The organism is Sphingopyxis yananensis (genome assembly GCF_020687785.1).
Lineage (GTDB): Bacteria > Pseudomonadota > Alphaproteobacteria > Sphingomonadales > Sphingomonadaceae > Sphingopyxis > Sphingopyxis yananensis.
The window spans coordinates 326,708-347,861 of sequence record NZ_JAJEWI010000008.1; the positions used below are offsets into that span (position 1 = coordinate 326,708).

At 55.6% G+C, this 21,154-nt stretch carries 28 protein-coding genes; 5 read left to right on the top strand and 23 right to left on the bottom strand.

Features of this window, described 5'->3' with window-relative positions:
• Positions 1-43: 43 nt before the first annotated feature.
• From LKO31_RS09720 to LKO31_RS09795, 17 genes are all read right to left on the bottom strand, one after another.
• Entirely contained in the window at positions 44-1,864 is a 1,821-nt protein-coding gene (locus LKO31_RS09720) for a response regulator receiver domain (RefSeq protein WP_227690219.1), read from the bottom strand.
• The gene (locus tag LKO31_RS09725) at positions 1,857-4,832 is read right to left on the bottom strand and encodes an ATP-binding protein (protein ID WP_227690221.1); all 2,976 of its coding nucleotides are present in this window, start codon (positions 4,830-4,832) and stop codon (positions 1,857-1,859) included. The genes LKO31_RS09720 and LKO31_RS09725 overlap by 8 nt, the downstream gene beginning before the upstream one ends.
• The gene (locus LKO31_RS09730; RefSeq protein WP_227690223.1) at positions 4,829-5,971 is read right to left on the bottom strand and encodes a DNA cytosine methyltransferase; all 1,143 of its coding nucleotides are present in this window, start codon (positions 5,969-5,971) and stop codon (positions 4,829-4,831) included. Before LKO31_RS09730 ends, LKO31_RS09725 begins: the two co-directional genes overlap by 4 nt.
• A gap of 196 nt (positions 5,972-6,167) precedes the next feature.
• On the bottom strand, positions 6,168-7,229 hold the full coding sequence (locus tag LKO31_RS09735; protein WP_227690225.1) for a contractile injection system protein, VgrG/Pvc8 family: 1,062 nt from the start codon (positions 7,227-7,229) through the stop codon (positions 6,168-6,170).
• A complete protein-coding gene (locus LKO31_RS09740; protein WP_227690227.1) occupies positions 7,226-7,603 on the bottom strand; it encodes a phage tail protein in 378 nt (125 codons plus the stop codon). The genes LKO31_RS09735 and LKO31_RS09740 overlap by 4 nt, the downstream gene beginning before the upstream one ends.
• Positions 7,604-7,615: 12 nt before the next feature.
• Positions 7,616-9,790: a phage tail tape measure protein gene (locus LKO31_RS09745; protein WP_227690229.1), complete on the bottom strand. Its 2,175-nt coding sequence runs from the start codon at positions 9,788-9,790 to the stop codon at positions 7,616-7,618.
• Between the two features lie 10 nt (positions 9,791-9,800).
• Positions 9,801-10,007: a GpE family phage tail protein gene (locus tag LKO31_RS15095; RefSeq protein WP_320443495.1), complete on the bottom strand. Its 207-nt coding sequence runs from the start codon at positions 10,005-10,007 to the stop codon at positions 9,801-9,803.
• The gene (locus LKO31_RS09755) at positions 9,935-10,267 is read right to left on the bottom strand and encodes a phage tail assembly protein (protein WP_227690231.1); all 333 of its coding nucleotides are present in this window, start codon (positions 10,265-10,267) and stop codon (positions 9,935-9,937) included. Before LKO31_RS09755 ends, LKO31_RS15095 begins: the two co-directional genes overlap by 73 nt.
• A 123-nt stretch (positions 10,268-10,390) precedes the next feature.
• Positions 10,391-10,897 carry a phage major tail tube protein gene (locus LKO31_RS09760; protein WP_227690233.1) on the bottom strand — a complete coding sequence of 169 codons (507 nt, stop codon included), beginning with the start codon at positions 10,895-10,897 and terminating at the stop codon, positions 10,391-10,393.
• A 55-nt stretch (positions 10,898-10,952) separates the two neighbouring features.
• Entirely contained in the window at positions 10,953-12,089 is a 1,137-nt protein-coding gene (locus LKO31_RS09765; protein WP_227690235.1) for a phage tail sheath C-terminal domain-containing protein, read from the bottom strand.
• Positions 12,090-12,103: 14 nt separating this feature from the next.
• Complete coding sequence (locus LKO31_RS09770; RefSeq protein ID WP_227690237.1) at positions 12,104-12,445, bottom strand: GPW/gp25 family protein; 342 nt, start codon at positions 12,443-12,445, stop codon at positions 12,104-12,106.
• A complete protein-coding gene (locus tag LKO31_RS09775; RefSeq protein ID WP_227690239.1) occupies positions 12,442-12,957 on the bottom strand; it encodes a phage baseplate assembly protein V in 516 nt (171 codons plus the stop codon). Before LKO31_RS09775 ends, LKO31_RS09770 begins: the two co-directional genes overlap by 4 nt.
• Positions 12,958-13,085: 128 nt before the next feature.
• Complete coding sequence (locus tag LKO31_RS14985; RefSeq protein ID WP_265104608.1) at positions 13,086-13,214, bottom strand: hypothetical protein; 129 nt, start codon at positions 13,212-13,214, stop codon at positions 13,086-13,088.
• Between the two features lie 3 nt (positions 13,215-13,217).
• Complete coding sequence (locus tag LKO31_RS09780) at positions 13,218-13,604, bottom strand: tail fiber assembly protein (protein ID WP_227690242.1); 387 nt, start codon at positions 13,602-13,604, stop codon at positions 13,218-13,220.
• 4 nt (positions 13,605-13,608) lie between these two features.
• A complete protein-coding gene (locus tag LKO31_RS09785) occupies positions 13,609-15,084 on the bottom strand; it encodes a gp53-like domain-containing protein (protein WP_227690244.1) in 1,476 nt (491 codons plus the stop codon).
• A gap of 1 nt (position 15,085) precedes the next feature.
• Positions 15,086-15,652, bottom strand: coding sequence for a phage tail protein I (locus LKO31_RS09790; RefSeq protein WP_227690246.1), 567 nt, complete (start codon positions 15,650-15,652; stop codon positions 15,086-15,088).
• Entirely contained in the window at positions 15,649-16,539 is an 891-nt protein-coding gene (locus LKO31_RS09795) for a baseplate assembly protein (RefSeq protein WP_227690606.1), read from the bottom strand. Before LKO31_RS09795 ends, LKO31_RS09790 begins: the two co-directional genes overlap by 4 nt.
• A gap of 111 nt (positions 16,540-16,650) precedes the next feature.
• Between LKO31_RS09795 and LKO31_RS09800 the strand changes: the two genes are divergently transcribed.
• The 5 genes from LKO31_RS09800 to LKO31_RS14995 are packed head-to-tail and all read left to right on the top strand — an operon-like array spanning position 16,651 to position 18,106.
• Positions 16,651-16,995 (top strand): hypothetical protein, encoded by a 345-nt coding sequence (locus LKO31_RS09800; protein WP_227690248.1) that lies wholly within the window; start codon positions 16,651-16,653, stop codon positions 16,993-16,995.
• Positions 16,992-17,117 (top strand): hypothetical protein, encoded by a 126-nt coding sequence (locus LKO31_RS14990; protein ID WP_265104609.1) that lies wholly within the window; start codon positions 16,992-16,994, stop codon positions 17,115-17,117. Before LKO31_RS09800 ends, LKO31_RS14990 begins: the two co-directional genes overlap by 4 nt.
• Positions 17,114-17,572 carry a D-Ala-D-Ala carboxypeptidase family metallohydrolase gene (locus LKO31_RS09805; RefSeq protein ID WP_227690250.1) on the top strand — a complete coding sequence of 153 codons (459 nt, stop codon included), beginning with the start codon at positions 17,114-17,116 and terminating at the stop codon, positions 17,570-17,572. Before LKO31_RS14990 ends, LKO31_RS09805 begins: the two co-directional genes overlap by 4 nt.
• Positions 17,569-17,964: a hypothetical protein gene (locus tag LKO31_RS09810; protein ID WP_227690252.1), complete on the top strand. Its 396-nt coding sequence runs from the start codon at positions 17,569-17,571 to the stop codon at positions 17,962-17,964. Before LKO31_RS09805 ends, LKO31_RS09810 begins: the two co-directional genes overlap by 4 nt.
• A gap of 19 nt (positions 17,965-17,983) precedes the next feature.
• Entirely contained in the window at positions 17,984-18,106 is a 123-nt protein-coding gene (locus LKO31_RS14995) for a hypothetical protein (protein ID WP_265104610.1), read from the top strand.
• Here LKO31_RS14995 and LKO31_RS09815 read toward each other — a convergent pair.
• From LKO31_RS09815 to LKO31_RS09840, 6 genes are all read right to left on the bottom strand, one after another.
• Entirely contained in the window at positions 18,103-18,330 is a 228-nt protein-coding gene (locus LKO31_RS09815; RefSeq protein WP_227690253.1) for a hypothetical protein, read from the bottom strand. The two genes, LKO31_RS14995 and LKO31_RS09815, sit on opposite strands and share 4 nt — an antisense overlap.
• 120 nt (positions 18,331-18,450) lie before the next feature.
• Positions 18,451-18,699, bottom strand: coding sequence for a hypothetical protein (locus LKO31_RS09820; protein WP_227690254.1), 249 nt, complete (start codon positions 18,697-18,699; stop codon positions 18,451-18,453).
• Positions 18,689-19,339: a hypothetical protein gene (locus LKO31_RS09825; protein ID WP_227690255.1), complete on the bottom strand. Its 651-nt coding sequence runs from the start codon at positions 19,337-19,339 to the stop codon at positions 18,689-18,691. The genes LKO31_RS09820 and LKO31_RS09825 overlap by 11 nt, the downstream gene beginning before the upstream one ends.
• 192 nt (positions 19,340-19,531) lie before the next feature.
• Positions 19,532-19,702 carry a hypothetical protein gene (locus LKO31_RS09830; RefSeq protein WP_227690256.1) on the bottom strand — a complete coding sequence of 57 codons (171 nt, stop codon included), beginning with the start codon at positions 19,700-19,702 and terminating at the stop codon, positions 19,532-19,534.
• Positions 19,703-19,937: 235 nt separating this feature from the next.
• Complete coding sequence (locus LKO31_RS09835) at positions 19,938-20,612, bottom strand: phage virion morphogenesis protein (RefSeq protein WP_227690257.1); 675 nt, start codon at positions 20,610-20,612, stop codon at positions 19,938-19,940.
• Positions 20,612-21,151, bottom strand: coding sequence for a phage tail protein (locus tag LKO31_RS09840; protein WP_227690260.1), 540 nt, complete (start codon positions 21,149-21,151; stop codon positions 20,612-20,614). Before LKO31_RS09840 ends, LKO31_RS09835 begins: the two co-directional genes overlap by 1 nt.
• Positions 21,152-21,154 lie beyond the last annotated feature (3 nt).

Genomic DNA, 21,154 nt, shown 5'->3' on the forward strand with positions numbered 1-21,154 from the left:
AAACTCCAAACAATGAGAAAGCGTGATCCCGGCACTTATATGGCTATGATCTGGGGGACGAAAAATCCAGGCCAACTCTAATAAGTGCAGCTCCTAGCTTCTGCATCAAATTCAGCGCGTACTCATACCTTAGCTGACCGACGATGCGTGCATCGACAGAATGCACCCTAAATCCGTCAGCATCTCCGCGCATGTGATGAACCTTAAAACTATTCACATACCCGTCGGTTACAATGAATTTCCCATGATCAGACGCCGTAAACAATCGCCAAATCGGTGAAGCGTTTGTATCACCGCCAGGAAACAGACTGTAGGCTTTGACATCTCCGTCTTGCCGTAGAAAAATTAATGAGTTCGACTTAAAGTCCTTGGATCTGTATCCTGGCTTCTCATCAAGCCTAGCTGCTAAAAAGGGCATCATCGAAACAGCCGATGAATTTTCCATACCAAGTTCAGACTTTTGCAGAGGAACTAGGTCGCAGGACGGCGACAAACAAATCCAAAGCGCTTTCTCAACTTCGAAAATATGCCCCGGCTGCAAGTGCCAACCAGATACCGGCTTTGTTGATATATGGGCATTATAATGCGCGCGTGCCCGCTTCCGTCCATTATCGTCTTTGATCTTGATGCCGTAGTGATCAGCAAAGCTTGCGGCGTTCCTGCCGCCGCTAACCGGATCAGCATCCAACACCCTCACTCCAAAATCGACAGATCTTCTACTTATTTGATCAAAAATTCGTTCAATATGGCGGGCAGCGTGACCTTCCAGCATCGTTCGCCGATGACTATTTATCGAGACCGGGGCAGTGTCTTTCGGTGGACTCCGAAGTTCCTGATAATAATGCCAATAAGCGTATTTATCGCTGAGAGCATTGTCTTCTGCTCCTACGCCCTTTTTGCTAATCTCCGCTCGAAGGCGCGCCGACATGAGACGAGATGGCGACGGCTTCCAGTCTTCAATCGCCACCTGAATTACATTTAATAGATCGGTAGTCGCCTTAACGGCAAAGGCAACAAAGCCGCCACTAGATCTAATCCACGGTGACCCTTCAGCCTGAGGTAATCGCCACTTTAAATCTCTGGGACTGTTCTTATCGCCCCCTACGCGATTATCATGGAGCGACATACCCCACTGAAATACGGCTAGCCGCTGGGCTTCGTCCCAGCCTATATTGTCTGAAATTGCCCGAAATGCATCAAGTTCGACGGCATCCTTCACAAATCCATCAACTTCACCTCCAGCGAAATCATGCTCTCGAAACGCCACGTAAGCCGCGAGCGAGATCGCGCCCTGAACTGAATTTATGACATTTCCATCTTCCGCAACTCGCTCGTCGAGATACTCATCTCCGGCGGCGATGCTACCCTCATCAAACCCAAACGGGGAAAGAAGTGACATCAATATTTTGTAGAACGGGATGCTCAAATCGTCGATCATCGTATGAACGACGACCAAATTAAATTGTTCATTGTTCATCAGGTGTTGAATAATCTCAACACACTTGTCGCCCGCATCAACCTCAGGCTTAATCTGATAATCCAGAACCAGTAGGTCAGATTGATGCAGGTAACTTTCAATCTGCTGGTTATTTTTTCCATCGTGAATATCAACTGTTAGCGCAGGTGAAAGCTGACGAAATTGACGAATAACCTTTAAGATATCATCCTTATGTATCCAGCGCCTTTCCTCGCCATTAGCAGTTTCATCCTCGGAAGGATTGTAACCTTCATCTCCAAAAATTTGCTCCCAGGTCGGATATTGGTCGTCAATGATCAATACTGACCGGAGCGGGTCGATGAACGCTTCCTTGACCAAATCAGAAAAACTAACATCCTGCGGCTCAGCTAATGCCACGTCACTCATCAAAAGTTGCCCCCCGGAACTTTAAAACAAAATTTGCACCGGACAGCAGTTTTTTATCACCGTCCTGTTCATACCTAATAGTGTGCCCACCAGCGGCGAGATTGGCTTGCGAAAGATACAAACCCACCCCGCGCCCGCCGTCGACTTTGCGCGTAAATAGAAGCGTGAAGAGCCGCTTCACATCAATCTCGTCAACGCCAGGGCCGTTATCGGCCACAACCACTTCTCCATCCCGCACATCGAAAATAATGCGCGGTTCGGGCGTACGGCTATTTACCAGCCAATAGAGGCTGTTGTTCACAAGGTTCACAAAGACCGGCAGCAATCTTGATGGCTGGTCATAAACGGTGAACCGCTTGAACGCCTCGGTCGCAGAAAATTCAATCTCACTTGAAGTGATTGCGCGCTCGAAAAACTGCGCGACATATTGAAATATATATTCGCCTGACATGTTCCTCGGCTGAGGACGACCAGCCATTCTTAGCGGGCCGAGGAAGTCCAAGATTTGCTTGAGGCCCTGATATCCGGTTTCAATCTGGTCCAAAGTCTCATCATGCGCCAGCTTGTTCCGCAGACGCTTGAGCCCACTGTTGATGACCGCATCATGCGAATGCAGCTCATGATCCAGAAACTCAACCGTGATGCCGAGCTGGGCAAGTCCATTCAGACGGTCAACTTCACCACGCAGCTCGGCATTTTCATCCCCGCTCAATATCGCGACAGCCTGAATATCGATACTATCCCGCATGTTTTCGAGAGCAGATTTATAGTTCTCGAAAAGAAGCTCATTCTCCGCATCGATCCGGCTTTTCGCCTCACCGATCGCTTTAGAAGCCCCGCTGACAGAGATACGATCGGAAGCAGCAAGATCAATCAAATGCGCGGTTTCTTCACGGAATAGCTTATTACGCTCCCCGACAAGGCTTTCGATGCGAGCACGCTCGCTATCTTGCAGCGAACCAATTTCTTTCGCCCATTTTTTGGTTCGCGAAGTCAGTTGAGCTTCATTACGCTGTATTTGCTTGAGAACGATGTCCGCAGAGGACTGCGGATTAATTCGGTCGCTCGCCGCTGCAACATCGATAGCAAAGTCCGAAACGAGTTGATTTAGCTCGGCCATGGAACGACGATATACGCGATAATCATCTTCCAACGTGCCGAGTGGCGATGGCGCTCCTGGTAGACGCATCTCAGCAATTCGCGTCTGCGCTTCTTCCAGCCGCTCTTGCGCGACTGCAATATCGTCAGCAACATCTATACTGGTTGATGAAATGCTAGCGCGAACCTCTTCAGCAACCAGAGGCAGGCTGCTGAGGCGGGCCTTAAGATTATTACGGAATGACTTACGGTTTTTTTGCCTTAACTTTGCCTGAGCGGCCTTAGCCTGAGCTTCAACATAATTACGCTGTAAATCCACAATCGTGTCTTTTCGTACATCAGACCGACTGCCAAAATAATCCTCCGCCGCAGATTCCAGAATATTTATTATCAGTTCCTTGAGCGTCTTTGCGGCTTTATTTACGATAAACCCTTCTCGACCCGCCTTATCTTTAAGATTTGGGTTATTCTCTCGACTGATTGCGAGACGGCCAAAAATTCGTCGAGCATTCCAATAGTGCCGCCCAGCGTTCTTAGATCTACGAGATTCAATTTCAAAGAAATCATTGTCCACGCGTCCATAGGGCAATACCCGCAACCCATTACGATAAATCATCAAGCCAGCGTATTGGGCGCTATGGGTTCTCAAATATTCAATTTCTTGCGGCGTGTGCGTGGTATTTTTTAATTCTTGCTCAAATGTTGCGAAGTACACATCTACGGGGCCTAGGAATGACCCCTTAGAGGTTGGCAGAACAAACTGCTTCGGCGGCCTTATTTCATAGTCGTCACCAACCTTACGCCATTGCCCGAAAGATTTCACTTGTCCGCGAAACACTCCGTATTCGTCGATACGCCCATCGACGATATGCTCCATCCTATCCGTGAACGACCTGTTATATTCATTATCTGTGCCAACAACGGAGATAAGCTTTTCATCTGATGCAACAAAAACACCATATTCAAAATCGACGGCAGTGCCATTGATATCGGGTCGCGCAGGATCGTAGAGGGGATCAACAAACCCTCCCAAGGTGGTAACAAATCGTTTCTTATCTGATTTCGCGGTCTCCAACTCCGAGTTTACTGGCAACAGAGAGCGAAATTCTTCATTCGCGCCAGACACGACCATGACCGTGCCTTTGCTTACGGAGCCAGACCAAACGCCCCAGGGCTCTAGATACCGACCATCTAATTTGAACGACCTGCAGCCTGACAGGATGATTTGAGACGGAGCAACTGCTTCTGCATCTTTGACTTCCTGTGCCGTGGCATGATCATAGCTAGCCCAAGCGGCCCGTAGTCTATTTGACCGCTCGTCATCTTGGCTAGAGCCCAGAATATTCTCGAGCAGGGCTTCCGCCATCAGAGGCAAAAATTGTTCAATTTCTGACAGATCATCAAGCTCAACGACTGGCACCTCTACGTCTGAAAGAATGAGGAATGGGTTTTCAAACAAACGCCAGTCGATCAAAACAGCCGCGAGCTTTTGATCCTGCCGTTTAGAAACCATCAGCATCAGGGGTCCGAGATGGGCGGAGGAAAGCCGACCTATCCCTTTTTGCCCTTGCCGTGTACGCGGTGCCAATCCGTCGCGGTCTTTATCGGACCGGGCATCGCCGAACAGCTTAGATTCCGTGCCGACTATCAGCCAGCGATCGATCAACTCGTCCACACTCATCCCATGCCCATCGTCAGCGATGGTAACGATCATGGGATCTTCATCAAAAATCGTCAGCGACACCTTTCGCGCGTAAGCGTCGTATGCGTTTTTCCAAAGTTCCGAGATAGCTGTCGGGACGTCAGCAATCTGCTCGCGACCGAGGTGATCGACCGTGCGAGCCCTCGTTTTAAAACTTACTGTTTTCATGCGCAGACTAACTCAGCAGATTGAGCGGACGAACAGGACACTACAATTTCCTGTTCGTCCGAATACATGCGAAGGCCTAATAATGTTTTAATATGCTCAATCAATACCTGCCCGAAGTCCACCGGCACAGCATTACCAATTTGCTTGCCAGCAGCGATCAAACCACCAGTGAAGGTGAAGTCATCGGGAAATGTTTGTATTCGCGCGGCCTGCCGAGCTGTAATCCCATGGTTCAGGACCGGATGCACAAACCGTCCTTTGGACGGATTAATGCAAGAGGCTGTCATAGTGGGAGCTGGCTGGCTTGGATCAATGCGCCCATAAACATCTTGATGACCTCGATGCTTTTCGTGACAAGGCAACACGCGCCCAGAATCACGCCGGCTACCACCATTTGGCGGCGTTCGAGAGAAAACTTCGACCAGTTCCGGTCCATGATTCATATGGACATCATTCACATCATTGTTTTCAGCAGGGGAAAACGCTGACGCACATGAGTTCCACGGCATCAACCCAGTTTTTTCAGCCAGCTCTGGCGAGCAATGGCTGGGCTTAGGTGGCCATTCAAATCCTTCCGTAGAAATGTCGTTGCGCACACCCAGTATGAACACGCGCTGCCGCCGTTGGGGTATCCCATAGTCGCGCGCATCAAGCTTCTGCGGCACATAAACCGTGTAGCCACTATCGCCCGCCTGACGGTAGAATTCGTCTACATAGCTTTTGTGTCGCTGCCAGAGCATGCCAGGCACGTTTTCCATTAAAAACACTTTGGGTTGTAGGTTACGCACGAAATCAAAATAGACATGAATTAATGCGTTTCGTGGGTCATCGACCCCAGCATTTTTTATGCGATGCGTCGAAAACCCTTGGCACGGAGGGCCACCGAGCAAAAGGTCACAGTCATTTCCATTGAAATGCTTTTGAGCGAGACCTGCGGCGCTGAGCGACGTGATATCTTTGTCATAAACTACAACGTTTTTGCTACGTTCTGGGGTTGCTATATTGTCCCGATAAGTGGTCGCTGCGTGCGTATCGAACTCTACTGCAAATGCTATTTCAAATCCTGATTGAACAGCGGCCAGCGAAAAACCGCCAGCACCCGCGAACAAATCCGCTGCTCTGAATTTAAAATCCGTCAATCTACAAATGCCCAATCGTCTTGGCTACTCGCCAGCACTGGCAGCCCATCGGAGTTCTATAGCGAGGTGTCCCACAAAACAGAATAGCTTTCACAATAGTTCGCAAAGCAAATCTCCTTTCGCATTCGCACGTCGTTCAAGAATAGGAAAGACAGAGAACGAACAGCACCCAACCACTCAAATTATCGAAATCACGTCACCCCGTCGCTTCCAGCACCAAGCTGCTCTGCAAACCGCCGCTGCCGTCCATGCTGTGCGTGCATTCGGCCACTATCCATGTGCTGGCATCAATTTCTGCCTTGAACCCTTCCAGCATGATCGGGCGTTCGGGGAAGATATCGGGGCGGCCATAGGCCAGTTTGATGGAGCATTTGGCTTTGGCACGGGCGAGGCGGCTGTTTTCGGCGGCGACGGCTTGTTTGGCCGCTTCTTCGCTGGCATAGACTTTGCGCAGCTTCTTGGGCCGTCCTGCCTTTTTGCCGTCCTTGCCCTGTGCGCCCGCCACGACTTTGACCGTTTTCTGCTTGCCCGTTTTGGCGTCGTGATAGCTGGCGGTCACGCCGCTGCGGTCATTCTGGTCGATACGGCTGTAATCGGCGTCAATCGTCTGGCGGCGGGCGATGGTTTCGGATGGCAGGTCGCTGCCGCTGGCCGTCTTGCCGCTGCCAATCGGCGCGAAGATTAGCGTTGCTTCCTTGACCGTGGCCACCGCGTCAAACCGCTTGCCCAGCATGCGCAGCAAGGCCGCGTCGGACTTTGCGCCATTGCCCAAGGCAGGAATGATCTTGGCCCCCAACGCGGCGTCCACCTTGGGTGTCAGGCCATTGTCGGTGGCAATCGCCCCGATGATAGTCTCCACCGTTTCGCCCACAAAGCTGCGCTGGCGCCGTACGCGCCAGCCATCGCCCATATCGACCGAGCGCGCGCGGATGGTGATTTGATCGGGCGGGCCGCGCCAATTCGCCTCATCCACTTTGAAGCTGCCCTTGTCGATCAATCCGACCGGCAAGTCACTGCCCTGCCGCCAGCCCATTTGCAGCTTCAGCACCGCGCCCTTGGGCGGGATGTCGAGCAAGCCGTCCGTGTCGTGCATCACCAGATCGAGCTGGTCCGCTTCATCGCCCCGCTTTTCCGCAATGGAGAGGGAGATTAGGCGCGGCGCGATGGTGTCCGTCAGGTCTTTGCCGTCCAGCACCACCTTCCAAATGGCGATGGGCATTTTCATGGCTTCGCGCCCATTGGCCGCTGCGCCGGTCATGCTGCGCGCTCCAGCTCTAGCGTGAAGTCACCGCGCCGTGCCACGCCGTCGATGAAAAATAGGTCTTGGTTGATGTCCAACTTGCGGATGAAGAAATCGCCCATCACTTCGCCCGCCCCGCTGGTCAGCGTATAGGCATCGCCCGCGTCGGCCATGTCGCGAATAGTGGAAATTTCCGACCATCTGCCAATGCCATGATCAGGATGGAGCGCACCGGACAGGCTGATCTTTTCCGTACCCACGCCGATAAATTGCGAAGCTGGCCGCGCGCCAAAGCGTTCCGCCTGCGCAAAGCGCCATTCCAAGCCCTGTTGCAATTTTTGATAAGGCAAAGTGCCAATTTCAAAGACGAACATGTCCAGCGCCATCATCATCCACCAGTCTCCTCAATCATCCTTGAACGACGAACGGCGCGCTGCGCTGGCCTGCGCTTCACGCTCGCGCAGTTTCAGATCGACCAGCCGCGCAATCTCTTCCGCGCTTTGTCCAGGCGCGCCGTGAACATGGATTGTCACCGGACCAAGGCCGCCGCTGCCCATTCCCCTGCCCATACCGCCGCCCGCTGGCGCAAAGCCGCCATGCACCATGCTGGCCCCGCCAACATTGGCCGCCATGCGCTGCGCCGCCGCGACGGGCGATCCGCTGCCGCCATCGATGCCGCGCGCCAGCCCTTCGGTCAGATAGCCGCCCATGCCCATCATCAGGCGCGATGGTGATTTGATGCCAAAATAATTTTTAAAGGCCGTGACGCCTCGCTTCGCGACCTCGGTCAATCGGCTGGCCAGCGCGGTTGGGCTGATCATCAGCAGCAAGCCTTGCATCGCCATGGAGCCAAGGTTCTTCAGCCAATCGGGCAAGCCAGACAGCAGGCTTTTTACCTTGGCCACGCCGGTCATAAAGGCCGCGCTGATGCTGTCCCAATGGGTGTAGGCTTGATAAGCAAGATAGGCGATGCCAGCCGCCAGCGCGATACCCGCAATGATGGGCCAACTGAGCGCCCCCGCCACCGCCATCGCCGCACCTTTGATCATGGTGAAGGCGCTCACCAGCATCGGGCCATTGGTCATCACCAATCGGAACACGCTGCCAAATGGCCCCAGCAGCAGGCCCAGCCCCAGCTTGAGCGCCCCAATGCCCGCGACCAGCCCAATGGCCGCGCCATAGATCATCATCAGCCCATTGGAGAGTTCGGGGTTTTCCTTGATCCAGCTGCGCACGCTGCCCGCAATTTCCACAAAGCGCCGTGAGCCTTCGGTGATCAAGGGCAAGAGCATATTGCCCAGTTCAATATTCACCGCCGTAAAGGCATTTTTGGCGAGGCCCAGCGCGCCCTCTGTCTTGTTGATGGCGGCCAGAAATTCCTTGTTCATCGACCCCGCATATTGGCTTTCATCGCCAATCAGCGCGAAATTCTTTTGCAGCTGTTCAAGGTTGCTCAGCATGGGAGAGATCGCGCTCACGCTTTCCGAACCGAACAGCGCCGTCAACTGAGCAGTCCGCTGGGCTTTAGGCAGCTTGGCGATACGCCGCAAAATATCGTCAATCGCGCCGCCCGCATCTTTGTGCATCGCTTCAGCGACCTTAGTGGAATCAAGGCCCAGCTCCGCAAAGGCTTGTTTTTGCGCTTTCGTTGCCTTTTCGCCCTTGGTCATCGCCAACATGAAGTTTTTGATGCCGGTCGCCGCGACTTCCTCTTCCACGCCCACCGCAGACATGACTTGGCCCATGGCGGCGATTTCATCAGCGGCAACACCCGAAACACCGCCCAGCGCGCCAATGCGGGTCACAATGCCCGACACACCCGCGACATTGCCGCCATAGGTGTTGGTCAGCGCGTTAATCTTGTCCGACAGGCCGCGCACATCCTCTTGCCCCATTCCAAAGGCGGTGCGCCATTTGGCCATCATCGCGCCCGCTTCCTCTGCGGTGGTGTCAAAAGCCACGCCCATTTTTGCCGCATCTTCGGCAAAGGTCAGCAGATCAGCGCGCGCCACGCCTGCCCTGCCCGCCTCGGCCACAATCTGGGCCAGCCCTTCGGCGGACATGGGGATCTTCATCGACAGATCGACCAGATCATCAGACATTTGCTGGAAAGCAGCGGGGCTTTCAAAATCCACCACTTTGCGCACATCGGCCATGGCGCTTTCTAGTGAAATGGCGGATTTGGCGGCATAGACCAAAGGCGCAGCCATCGCGCCAGCGGCCAGCATATTGCCGGTCCCCGATGAGCGCAAATCCGCGCCTGCGCTTTGCATGGCATCGGCGCGGGCATTGATATTGTTCAGCCGTTCACGTTCACGCAGGCGGCGGTTGGTTTCTTCCACGCGGTCCCGCAATTCCCGTTCGCGGGCGACCAGCACATCAAGCCTGCCGCCTTCTTGCATCGCACGGCGAATGCGCTGTTGCTGGGTTGCCAGTTCACGATTGGCGTCACGCGCTTCGCGATTGAGCGCCGCCTGCTGCTGCGAGGCGCTTTGGCCCAGCCCGACGATATTGCGCAGCGGGCCGGATAGCTGATCGCGCGCGCCAATCATCACCCGCAGCAGGAGGTCTTTGCTCATTTGTCACTACCTATTTATGGGGAGGCGGCGCGTTCACTTGGTTCCAGCGATCAATGGCGAGGCCGCGCCACATCAGCAGTTCTTCCCATTCCATCGCCAGCAGGTCGGCCAAGCGCCAATGAAAAACAAAGGCGATGTCCGCGATTATCTGTTCAATGCTCGCTCGATCTGGCTGCGCGTGCTGGCCGTCATAAAAAAACCGATGATGATGCCCGATGCATTGGCGGCGTCTTCGACTTCCAGATTATCGGCTTCTTCTTGCGTGATCGGCGGCACGGTGATGCGCGGCAAAATGTCGAGGGTCGAGGACACGCGCGCGTTCATCAATTCCTGCATCGACAAGCCGCGCAGCTCGCCCGCCTTGGGCTTGCGCAGGGTGAGTTCATTGATGACTTGTTCGCCGCGAATGATCGGCGTCGAAAGACGCAGCTTTTCCGTCTTGGGCTGCGCAGCGGCGGGCGCGGAGACTTCGGTCATGATGTTCGTCCTTCAGAGCGGAGATAGTCCCCGCCCCAGCGCGTCCGCTCAATTGCACGCTGGGGCGAAGCTCGGGGTCAGCCTGTCCAGTTCAACAGGCTGAAGAAAAGTTGAGAGGGGAAATTACAGGCCGATGGCGGCGCGCTGCTCGGCCAAGCGGTCGACGCCATTGACGATGAAGACGAGGTTCATCTCATCCTTTTCAATCAAGGTGCGGCCATCGACGGTCAGCTTGTAATAGACGCAGACCGTCTTGACGCTTTCCTCGGTGTCATCGCCCGGCTTGCCGCTGCCCGGATCGATCTCACCGTGGCGGCCCCGCACTACAATCTCGACCGTTTTATAGCGGCCCGTCTGATCATCCTGATAGCCACCGACCCAGCGCAGCTGCACACCGTCAATGGTGGTCATGCCGAACTGGCCATAGATTTGTTCAATCAGGCCGCTCGCCTTCCATTCAAATTCAATCGGCTCGCCGCCCATATCGATGGGAATTTCCGCATCAAAGTTACCGCGATAGCCTTCCATCTTGCGGGCGAGCTTGGGGATCGACACTTCAGGCACAAGGCCCAGATAGCTGACGCCATCATTATACAGATTCATATTTTTGAGTTTGTGCGGCAAAGCCATGGCGGGTCACTCCGATAAATTACAAAGAAAGGCGAGCGGTCGGGGCGCCCCCGCGTCAGAGGCTGTCCGCCAAATTGGCGTAATATTTGTCGGTGATCCGCTGATTGCCCTTGATATTCTCGGCGGGCGCGCAGGCGGTATAATCCCAATCAATCTCCACCTTGCCAGCGGCCAGCGCCTCGGCAGGGTTGCTGGCGGGGTCGAACCACGCCTCGGCCCCGATGATGCGGTCCTGCGCCTTCAGGCTGCGGAATTTGGCGTTGATGCTTTCGACAATATCGCGGACCAGCCCCGCCGTGATCGGCTTATCAATCGCCCATCTCAGGCCATCGGCAATCATATCTTGCAGCACTTGGCCGGTGCGCACCACGCTTTCAAAGGCGAACAAAGGCTCATCGCTGCATGTCCGATTGCCCCAGAAACGAAAACCGTCCAGCCGCACCAAGGCGGTGACATCGGCGTCATTCAAAATGCTGACATCCGTCACATCATTGGCCAGCGTGGAAAAGCTGCGCGGATGGTCGATGCCGGTCACCCCATTGATAGCGACATTGCTGATCGTCTTGTGCCAGCCGATTTGCTGATCGAGCTTGGCGCGCAGGCCCAGCGCGCGGGCAATGGCCGATCCGGCAAAGTCGCTGGCCTCGCCATCAATCAACATCAGCTCGCGCGCGCTAAAGTCACCGCGATAGGTTGATGCCTCGGTCACGCCCGCGCCGATGCTTTTGGCATAGGCAAAGCCGCGCAGCTTTTTCGCGGCAACCTCCAGCGCATTCGCCACCAGCTTGTTGTCATAGCCCGGCACGCCAAGGATGCGCGGCTTGATGCCATTGACGGTTTCCGCCGTCAGCAGCGCCTGCAATCCGGTGCGCGAACCATCGGCCAGACTGGTACCGATGATATTGCTGTCCGTTTCGTCATCGTCCGCGCCTTCTTCGACGCGCACGATGGTGACGGGCGCAATCACTTGATCGCTGATCGCCGTCAGGATTTGCGCCAGATTGCCGCTGTCCCCCGCCTTGCCAACCGCGCCAGCGGCATCGGTCAGCAGCACCGGCTTATTGAGCGGGAATAGGGCGGCGTCAGCGTCGGCCGACACAGCGACAAGGCCGATGCTGGCGGTCGAAATATCGGTCAGCGGGCGCGCCCCGCTGGTCTGTTCGACAATATGAATGCCGTGATGATAAGCCATGCTTAGCCTTTCGCTTAGGTCGGTATGGTCAAGGAAATGGGCGGCTTGCCCGGAATGTCGGTGCGGTGCCCGTCGATGGAGAGGGTTAAGCGGCCTGATGCGCCATCCTGCATGGACAAGCGCACACGCTCTACGCGGATGCGGTCTTCCCAGCGGCGAAGCGCGCCAGCCGTGGCGGCAATCCACAAAATAGCATTGCGCGGCGTCAGCGGCGTGTCCTGCAATTCGGGCAGGCGCGAGCCAAAGGAACGGCGATGCACGCGGGTGCCGATGCGCGTCGACAAAATGCGGCCAATCGATTGGATGATGTCGTCGGCTTCGCTGATCGCCTCGCCCGTATATTGGTTCATGCTCATTCCGGCGCGCCCGTCTTGGCGGGGCCGGACTGGACGTTGCCGTGGATATGATCCTTCAGGCTGATGCCCGCACCCACAACATCGCTGTCGCCGGTCACCATGCCTGTGGCGCTTATGTCGCCGGTCACAGAAACATTGCCGCTGACCGCCATATCCCCTTCCACCACCACGCCAGCGGGCGCGGTGATGACCAGCCCGTCGCCGGTCAGGGTCATAATCAGGCCATCGGCCCCATGGATGCTGTGGGAATGTGCCTGTGACGGCGCGGGATATTGGGTGGACGGCAGGCCGCGCAGGATGAAGCCGCCCTCTATATCCCCTTCGGGACAGATCAACACGACTTGTTCGTTAACGCTCGGCGGGGTCCATGTGCGAAACAGGCCTGCTGCGGCCTCGATCCACGGCAAGGGCGGTGACACAGTCTCGCCCGCTTCAAAGACCGCAAGGCCAGCGAGTAAATCCACCGAGCGGATCGTTCCGCGCCGGATCAGGTCGCCTATCAGGCCGTGCATGTCGTCATCTTCTTCCATGGCCGCAAATTGCCGCCATGGATGCTTATTTTATACAGCCGCTATTTGTGGCGCGGCGCACCACAAATCATCTTTATGACTGGTCAGCCGTGATCGCCCCGCACGCAATTTTATGCGCCACGCCATTTGCCACATCGGCCACGCGGGCGGCGGTGGACAATCGCCCCGCTGGTGAAGGTGACGGACACGGTGCGGGTTTCGGGGTTATATTTGCCGATCTTGGTTTGAACGTCGGACATAGTTTATGCTCCTGTAGGGGCGACCGGCCATATGATGTCAGCCGGATCGGTGATGGTTTCGGGAAGGTCGCGCAATTGCTGGCGATAATCGGCCCATGCCGTGCGCTGTTCGCTGGTCAGCGGATAATCGGGCATTTGCGTGTGATCCGATTGACTGAGCAGATTGTCACGGCGGCTGCGCATGGATGCGAGCAGTTCATCCATGTTGATGATCGGTGTGCGCACAGTGGGGCGGCCATCTGGTCCAGCACAGATTTCAAAGCCATTCATCTGCTGCGTGAACAGGTTTTCATGCTCGGCATCGCTGATCGGCACAGCATCATCCGGCATATGGCTGTGCAGGCCGCTGTGATAAAATCCGATGGTCGAGGCGCTGAAAAAGAACGTCATGATATTATCCAATGGTACCAATAGCGAAAATAACGGGAGTGGAGGCGACGGCACCGGTATTGCCGGAATAGCCGCGCATAGCGGTGCAACGATTGGTGGCTGGCAAACCGACCAGCTGAAACCAACTGTCGGCACCGCCCGCCGCACTGGGGATGGACGTAGTGACGAAAGCGTCAAAAACCTGTGTGAACGTCAGTGGAAAGTTCACAAACTGGCTGGTTTCTGTGTTGCCGCTGGCACCGCGCACCCATTGGATGCACAAGCCGCTGGGCAAAATCTGATAACCGCCCGCCGCCAAATTATGCGTGAAGTCCGTTTTCTTCACCAGCTCGGCCAAATGCGCGCCATCGACAGTATCCGCATCCAGTCCGCTGCCGCTGCCATCGACGCTCAACAGTTTAGCCAACACATCAGCAGCGGTATAGGTCGCGGCATTCAGCGGCGTATAGCCCAGCTTTGATATGATCTGTGCGCCGGTGAACAGCGAGGCTTGCAAGAATGCCGTCGCCTGATAGCCGTCGAGCAAATCGGCATCCAAGCCGCTGCCCGCGCCGTCCAGCCCCAGCACTTTGGCGAAGACATCAGCGGCGGTGTAGGCCGTGCTGTTTAGCGGGGTATAACCCAACCGTGCTACGATGTTGGCGTAATAGCTGCCATCCTGCCCATCGAGCAGATCGGCATCCAGCCCGCTGCCTGCCCCGTCGACGCTCAAAAGCCGCGACAGCATTTGCGCGCCGGTGAATAGCGAGGCTTGCAGAAAATCGCTGGCATGTTGCCCATCCAGCAGGTCCGCGTCCAAACCGCTGCCCGCCCCGTCTGCGCTCAGCAGCCGCGACAAGATTTGCGTGCCCGTATACAGCGATGCTTGCAAAAAGGCGCTGGCATGTTGGCCGTCCAGCAGATCGGCGTCCAAGCCGCTGCCCGCCCCGTCTTGCGCCAACAGCCATGCCATCAAGGCCAAGCGCGCTTTTTTGGGCGTCAGGGCGCGCTGATCATCCACCCCGCTGGTCGCCTCTGGCTGGGTCGCAATCTCGATCACGCCTTGCACGGTTTCGGTGGCTGGTGGGTTCAGGAAATTGGTGTCACCAAAGCTGATCAGGCTGGCGTCAACATCGACAAATTTGGCATCAATCGTCAGCAGCAACATCGCGCCCGCTGATTTTTGCATGATGATGCCCGCCTGCCCATAAATGGCAAATAAGGTGCCATCATCGGTGTACAGCGCCAAAGATCGCAGCGAATAGCTGGCGCTGCTTTCATCCCGCACAATGACATGGATGGTATCGGGCGCGGCAATGCCGCCAGACAGAGTGCTGATCCGCTTAATCTCGCCGGGTAAAACGGTTGCATCCACGCTGGGGACCACCGCCGTTGCCGATACGCCGCAATGGCTGATGATGACCGGATCGGTGCCGGTGTTGGCGGCGTTGACCAAGGCCGCTGCGCCTGCCGCCGTCAAAATGAAGTTCACGTCCGCCATATTAGGATCCTCGGCTATTCAGTCGGGCATAGATGGCGGGCCGACCGCGCGTGCAAAGGCCCACGCTGGCGCGGCCCGTCAGCCCTTGGGTAAAAGTGAAATGACTGCGCACCGGCTTGGCGCGGTGGACTTCCCCAATCACCGCATCGACAAAGGCGGCGGTGACCGGCAAGCCGCCCGCGCCGGAAAGGTTCAGCACCAGATCAAAGGTGAAGGGCGCCGCGCGGGGTTCTTGCTGGTGCCATTCGCGAATGGCGACGCCGCCGCCAAAGCTTTCGACCACGCCGCGCACACTTTCCGCCGTCCCCTTGCGGCGCGCGATCTGAATGGCGCGGCGCACGCGATTGCGCTTGATCGCCACTGGCCAATCGCTGGACCAGCCATCCAACGACAATTGCCACGCCAGCCATGGCAAATGGCCTTCGGGGCAATCGCTGGGCGACCAGAGGCTGCGCAAATGCGTTTCGATGTCGAGCAAGCGCGCGCTCGCCAGCTCCACCGCCCGTTCCAGTAGCGGGGCGTTAGGAGGCGACAGGCCCGCGCGAGAGGGGTCGGCCAGTGTGTTCATTCACCAATGCCCACATGGCGGATGGTGGTGCCGGTGCAATAGGCCGCCTGTGTCCGGTCAATAACCAGATCGGCGGCAGGGCTGATCAAGCGGACATTTTGCACGCCCGCCACATGCAAGGCGCGGTGCAGGCCCGATATGGTGATATCGCGGCCCATGCGAAAACTGGAGCTGATATAATCCGCAAGGCTGCGCGCAGCCTCTGCCAACACCACATCGCTGTCAGGACCAGAGAAGGTGGTGAGTTCCGCCTCCACGGCATAGGTGATGATTTGGGCCGACTGGACGCGGACATAGTCGGTCAAGGGTCGCCGCGTCTCGGCCGACAAATAGGCCAGCACCGCCGCCACCAAATCGGGCGCAGCCGTGCCATTGCCGTCGCGTGACAAGATGGTGACCAAGACTTCCCCCGGATCAGGCGAAATGGCGCTGGCGTCCAGCACGCGGGCATCCGCCGATAGGGCGTGATAGATATAGGCCCCTTCTGGTCCCGCCACCGAATAGCCTTCGGGGGCCAACACGATGCGGCGGCGAAAATCTTCGTCGCTTTCCCAAACCGCCGCAATGCCCTGATCGGGCACCGCTTCGCTGATCAAGAAGCGCGCCACGCCAAACACAGCCGCCAGATTGTCCAGATCGCTGCCCATCGCATGGGCCACCATCACGGCGCGCGCGGCATCATTGATCCGCTGGCGCAAGTGCTGCTCGCGATAGGAAAAGGCTTGTAACACCGCCGTTATGGGGCCGCTTTCGCGCGGGAAAAAGTCCGGTATGATGGCGCGCACCGCCGCGATATTGGCGGTCAATATCTCTTCGAAGCTCAGCTGCTCGATCAGATCGGGCGATGGCAGCTTGCTGATATCAATGGCGGTGAAACTGTCGGTCATGGGGGCATCTGGCCCCATCTGCCCCGCCCGCGCACCCGCGCGCCCTTGTGGTAGCCAGCACCACAAATGGCATGGCTGGGATGTTGGCGCGCCGCCCGCAAAGCTGAGGCCATGTACCAGCATCTCGATACAGCCATCGCTTGGGTGGCCTGCCTTTTCGCCGCGCTTTGCGCTGTCTGCGCGCGGCTAGCGCGTGATCTGTGGAATGTGTCCATCACCATTCCAACCGACCCGATGGAGCTAAGCCTGTGGCAACGCAGGCGGCGCTGGATGATCTGGTCGGAAGTCGCCGCCCTGCCCTGTTTTGCCACCATCAGCCTTGCCGCCGCTCTTTATTGGGACGTGCCCATTGTTGCCGCGATCCTGATGTCCATCGCGCTGGGCGGCTTGGGCTTTGGGTTCCTGCTGAATGGATTGCAGGCCGTTATCCGCAAGAAAATGGGGATTGAGCCATGAATGATTGGATGATCATCGCCGCCGTCGTCAGCATCTTGGCTGCCGCCATTTGTTTCATCTTTTCCGGCCATGCCGCGCTGTGCCTGATCAAATGCGAGCATCAGGAGGGCAAGAGCCAATGACCGGCAAACTTTCCCCCCATTTTAGCTTGGCCGAATTTACCAAGTCCGACACGGCGCAGCGCCAAAACATTGCCAATGTGCCCAGCACCGTCCAGATCGCGGCCATGTCTTTGCTGTGCCACCGCGTGCTGGAGCCGGTGCGAGCGCATTTTGGCAAGCCAGTGCGCATCACGTCTGGTTTCCGCAGCCCCAAGCTGTGCGTAGCCGTTGGGTCCAGCATGAACAGCCAGCATGCCAAGGGCGAGGCGGCCGATTTTGAAATTAGCGGCGTCGACAATCTGACGGTCGCCCGCTGGATGCGCGATCATCTGCCCTTTGATCAGCTGATCTTGGAAAATTATGTCCAAGGCCAGCCGAACAGCGGCTGGATCCATGTGAGCTACCGCGAAAGCCGCCTGCGCAAAGAGGTGCTGACCTATACGCGCCGCGCCTATTTTAAGGGGCTGCTGGCATGAGCCGCTGGCAGATCGGCCTGCTGATCGCCGCCGCCCTGATTTTGGGCGCGTTCAAAATCTATGACAAAGGCAAGGATGCGGGCCGTGATCAGGCCAATGCCGCCTATGCCAAGCTGTTGAAGGAAGCGCAGGACAAGGTCGAAGCCAAAAACGCCGCCATCGAGCAAATCGCCCTTCATCAATTGGCCGCTGACCAGCAGCGCCAATCCACGCATCAGGAGATTGTCCGTGAAAGCACCAAATTTATTGACCGGCCTGTTTACCGCAACCGCTGCATGGATGCTGACGGGCTGCGCATCCTCGACGATATCGCCGCCAACGCCCATGGCCAAAATTCCGCCGCACCTGATGATCGCCCCGCCGCCCCTGCCCAAGCTGCAACGCGGCCTTGATGAGCAAGGCGCAGAGGTGATGACCGGCGAGCAAGCGCTGAACAATATCGCCATGCTATATGGCGCTTATGGCGATGTGCGGGCGACGTTGATCACACTGCAGGAAGTGGTGAGGACAGCGAGCGATCTAGGAAGAATTTAACGCGCTTCTTCAACTGTCGTATCCGCTGATCGATTTCGACCCATCGTCCAATTATCTGCAATGCGAACCTTCGGATTAGGTGCACACCATATTTCGCCGGTATCGTTAATGGCCGTCACCCAAATGAGGTTATGTTCTTGTCCATAATCGATAACGGCAAAGGCATATCCAGAACCTTTATCGACAACATAAATTGGTATCGTGGGATTGAGTTGTACAAACATATGTCACTCCAGTCGTTTAGAAAACGACTGGAGTGACATATGGTTCATCCTTATGCCGATGCTCAGAAACAGCCGTGGAGATAAGCCTTAGATATGTTCCCTAGAAACATTCTGGATGGTTCATGGCGTCACTTTTGCAATGTCTCCCTGTGACTTTTTTGGGCCGGGTGCCTCCCAGAAGGGAGGCAGAAGGATATCCATCAAGGCCATCTTGGAAAGTGCAGAATCCCAAATATAGGTAGCCTCAACATTCCGATCGCGGATTGCCTTTTTCTTCTGAATTTCGGCAAAAACTCGACCATCATGCCGAGCGCAGCCATCAGCAAAAAGAATGGCTTCGTTGACGAGATATTCTTTATTAGTCGTCATTGGAGGGATCCATTATATTACGGATGTTGATCTTATCCCGCAAAGCCTGCGCTCTGATATCGTGGACATTCCTCTCAACCGTCATTGCTAAGTGGCTTTTCGGCGGAATTGAAGTTTTCAACAAAGGGGGCCGAGGTTTGACAGCTTGAGCGCCACCCTCATTCTCCCACTCATCCAGTTGAGAAGTAAGAAGGCCGTTGCCGTTCACAAGCACCTTATCCTCATCTTGGTTCAGTCGATCCATGAGAAGCAAAGTGATCGCTTGAGCCTTGCCTTGCATATCTGAAATCATTTGAATGATATCGCCAACGAACGGCGCTGGGGTAGATGATAGCATTGAGCTAGTTGGCGCTTTACTGGCCAGACTTTCAGCAATCATTAAGTCTGCTACAAACGCTGCCTGCATCGAGATAGCTATCGCCGGACCAAATTCTTGGCCGCAAGCTTTGGTATTATTAGGGGAATGGGACGCCCAACTCACGAAACCAGGAGATAATCCCTTGTCTACACGGTAAGCATTAATTCGCTTTGTGTAATATCGCACCATGTCGAAGTTTGGCGCAATGCGTCCTGCTTTTTCAGCATTTAGCGCATTCATGATGGCAATTTGATGATGATATAATAATTGATTGAGGTCCATGATATCCTCCCTCCTGCGGGAGAACACACATTGCTCTCGTTTGCAGAGTGCAATAAAAATATATTACTTAGACAAAATGAACTAAAATACAAAAAAGTCAATTTTTATTTTGATTTACCCAAATAAAAAGTCGGGCCGCGCTTGTAACACGGTCCGGCTTGATTTTACAGATAGATACCAAAAAATTGGATATTACTTATTTTTTTCCATTTTTTCTTTGGCTAGACGCTCCGCTTCTTCTTCCTTACCGGAAGTTCGCTTTTCAGAGGCTTGCCCCTGATCTTTAGTCCGCTCATCAGATTGGCCCTGTGGGCGATTTCCAGACTGGCTGTCGCCAAAGCGTTTTGAATCATTATTCGACATGATATACATCCTCTCAAGTAAAGGGCCTCATAGCCCACAACTTAAATACTCCCATATGCATTAAAGGTTGCAGTAAAATACATTAAATAATCGGCATGCTTAAATTATTTTTTCGATTATTGCTTCAATAAATCTTGAATTACTCAATTTATTGTAAGAATACATACAATAATTACATAAATACTAATTTATAATATTGATTTATGTCATCATGAATTATTAAAATTCATTCCACTCACCCCATCAAATGCTTTTCCACCGCGTCCATCAAGTCGGCGCGGTCTTTTTCTGTGAGGCCCAGCAATTCGCGCTGGGGATAGTCGACGGCATCGACAAGCGGGTGCGGCCTGTCCTTGCGGCCAAATTGGTGGACGCTGGCGATATCGCCAATCATGCCGACAAAGCCGATCCATGCTTCATTGGCCGTCTGCCCTGCCTTGAGGTAGCGCGCGGTGCGGATTTTGCGGAACATCGCTTGTTGCCGGATGCGGCGGCGCGATAGCTTGCCGTCGCGGCCCATGCCGTCGCGCGGGTCAGGGTCTAGCTTGGCGATGATATGTTTGCGAATGAAGGTGCGAATGCCGCCTGCGCGCCGGTCATAACCAATAAATTTATCCTCCCCCATCTTCTTCCAGCTGCGCATGATGACAATGCGGGGACGGCCCACGCCGCCAGCGGGATAGAGGAATTTCAGCGGCGTGGCCGATGGCTGATCATCAGCGGGCGGTTTGCGCTTGGCGAATTTGGACCCATCGGGGTTTTTCTGGGCCGCAATGCGTTTTTGCGTGCTGCGGCGCATGGTCTGGGCGATCACGCCCATCAAGCGGCGCTGTTCGGCCCCGTCCAAGGCCGAGAGCATGGAGGTGAGATATTCCTCTAGCGCCTCAAATCCCGTACCGAGATCGGCCATTATGCATTGCCTTGGTCTGTGTTTGGATCGGGCACAGGGGCATCATGGCCCGCCCAAAATTCTGGGGGCTGATCATAGCATTGGCCCCACAGCTGGCGCAGCAGCGCGGCGGGGTCGGCCAGATCCTCTAGGCCATAAACGGGCGGTTCGGCGCGCCAATCCATATCATAGCCGCCTGATCCATTGGGCAGCACGTCTAGCGCCTCGGTAAGGGGCAAGCTGAGGTCTAGGTCCACCGCGTGAATATCGACAGGGTCGACCTTGAAGCGGATTTGTTCGGTGCCGCTTTGGTGGTTTTGCAGCACATCGCGTTGATGGTCGCGCAGCCAAATGATGACGGGCAAAAAGATTTGGGCGGGCGCATATTGGCAATCGAGAAAGGTCAGCGTGGCATTATAGCGCATTTCAAAGCCAAGATTTGCGCCGTCGCGCACCGCGATGGTGCCGCTGTCCGCATAGATTTGCAGGGCATCGGGGTTGCGCGCCAATTCGGGCAGCGCCGCCGCCAAATGGCGGCGCAGGCTGTTTAATTTGCGCATCGG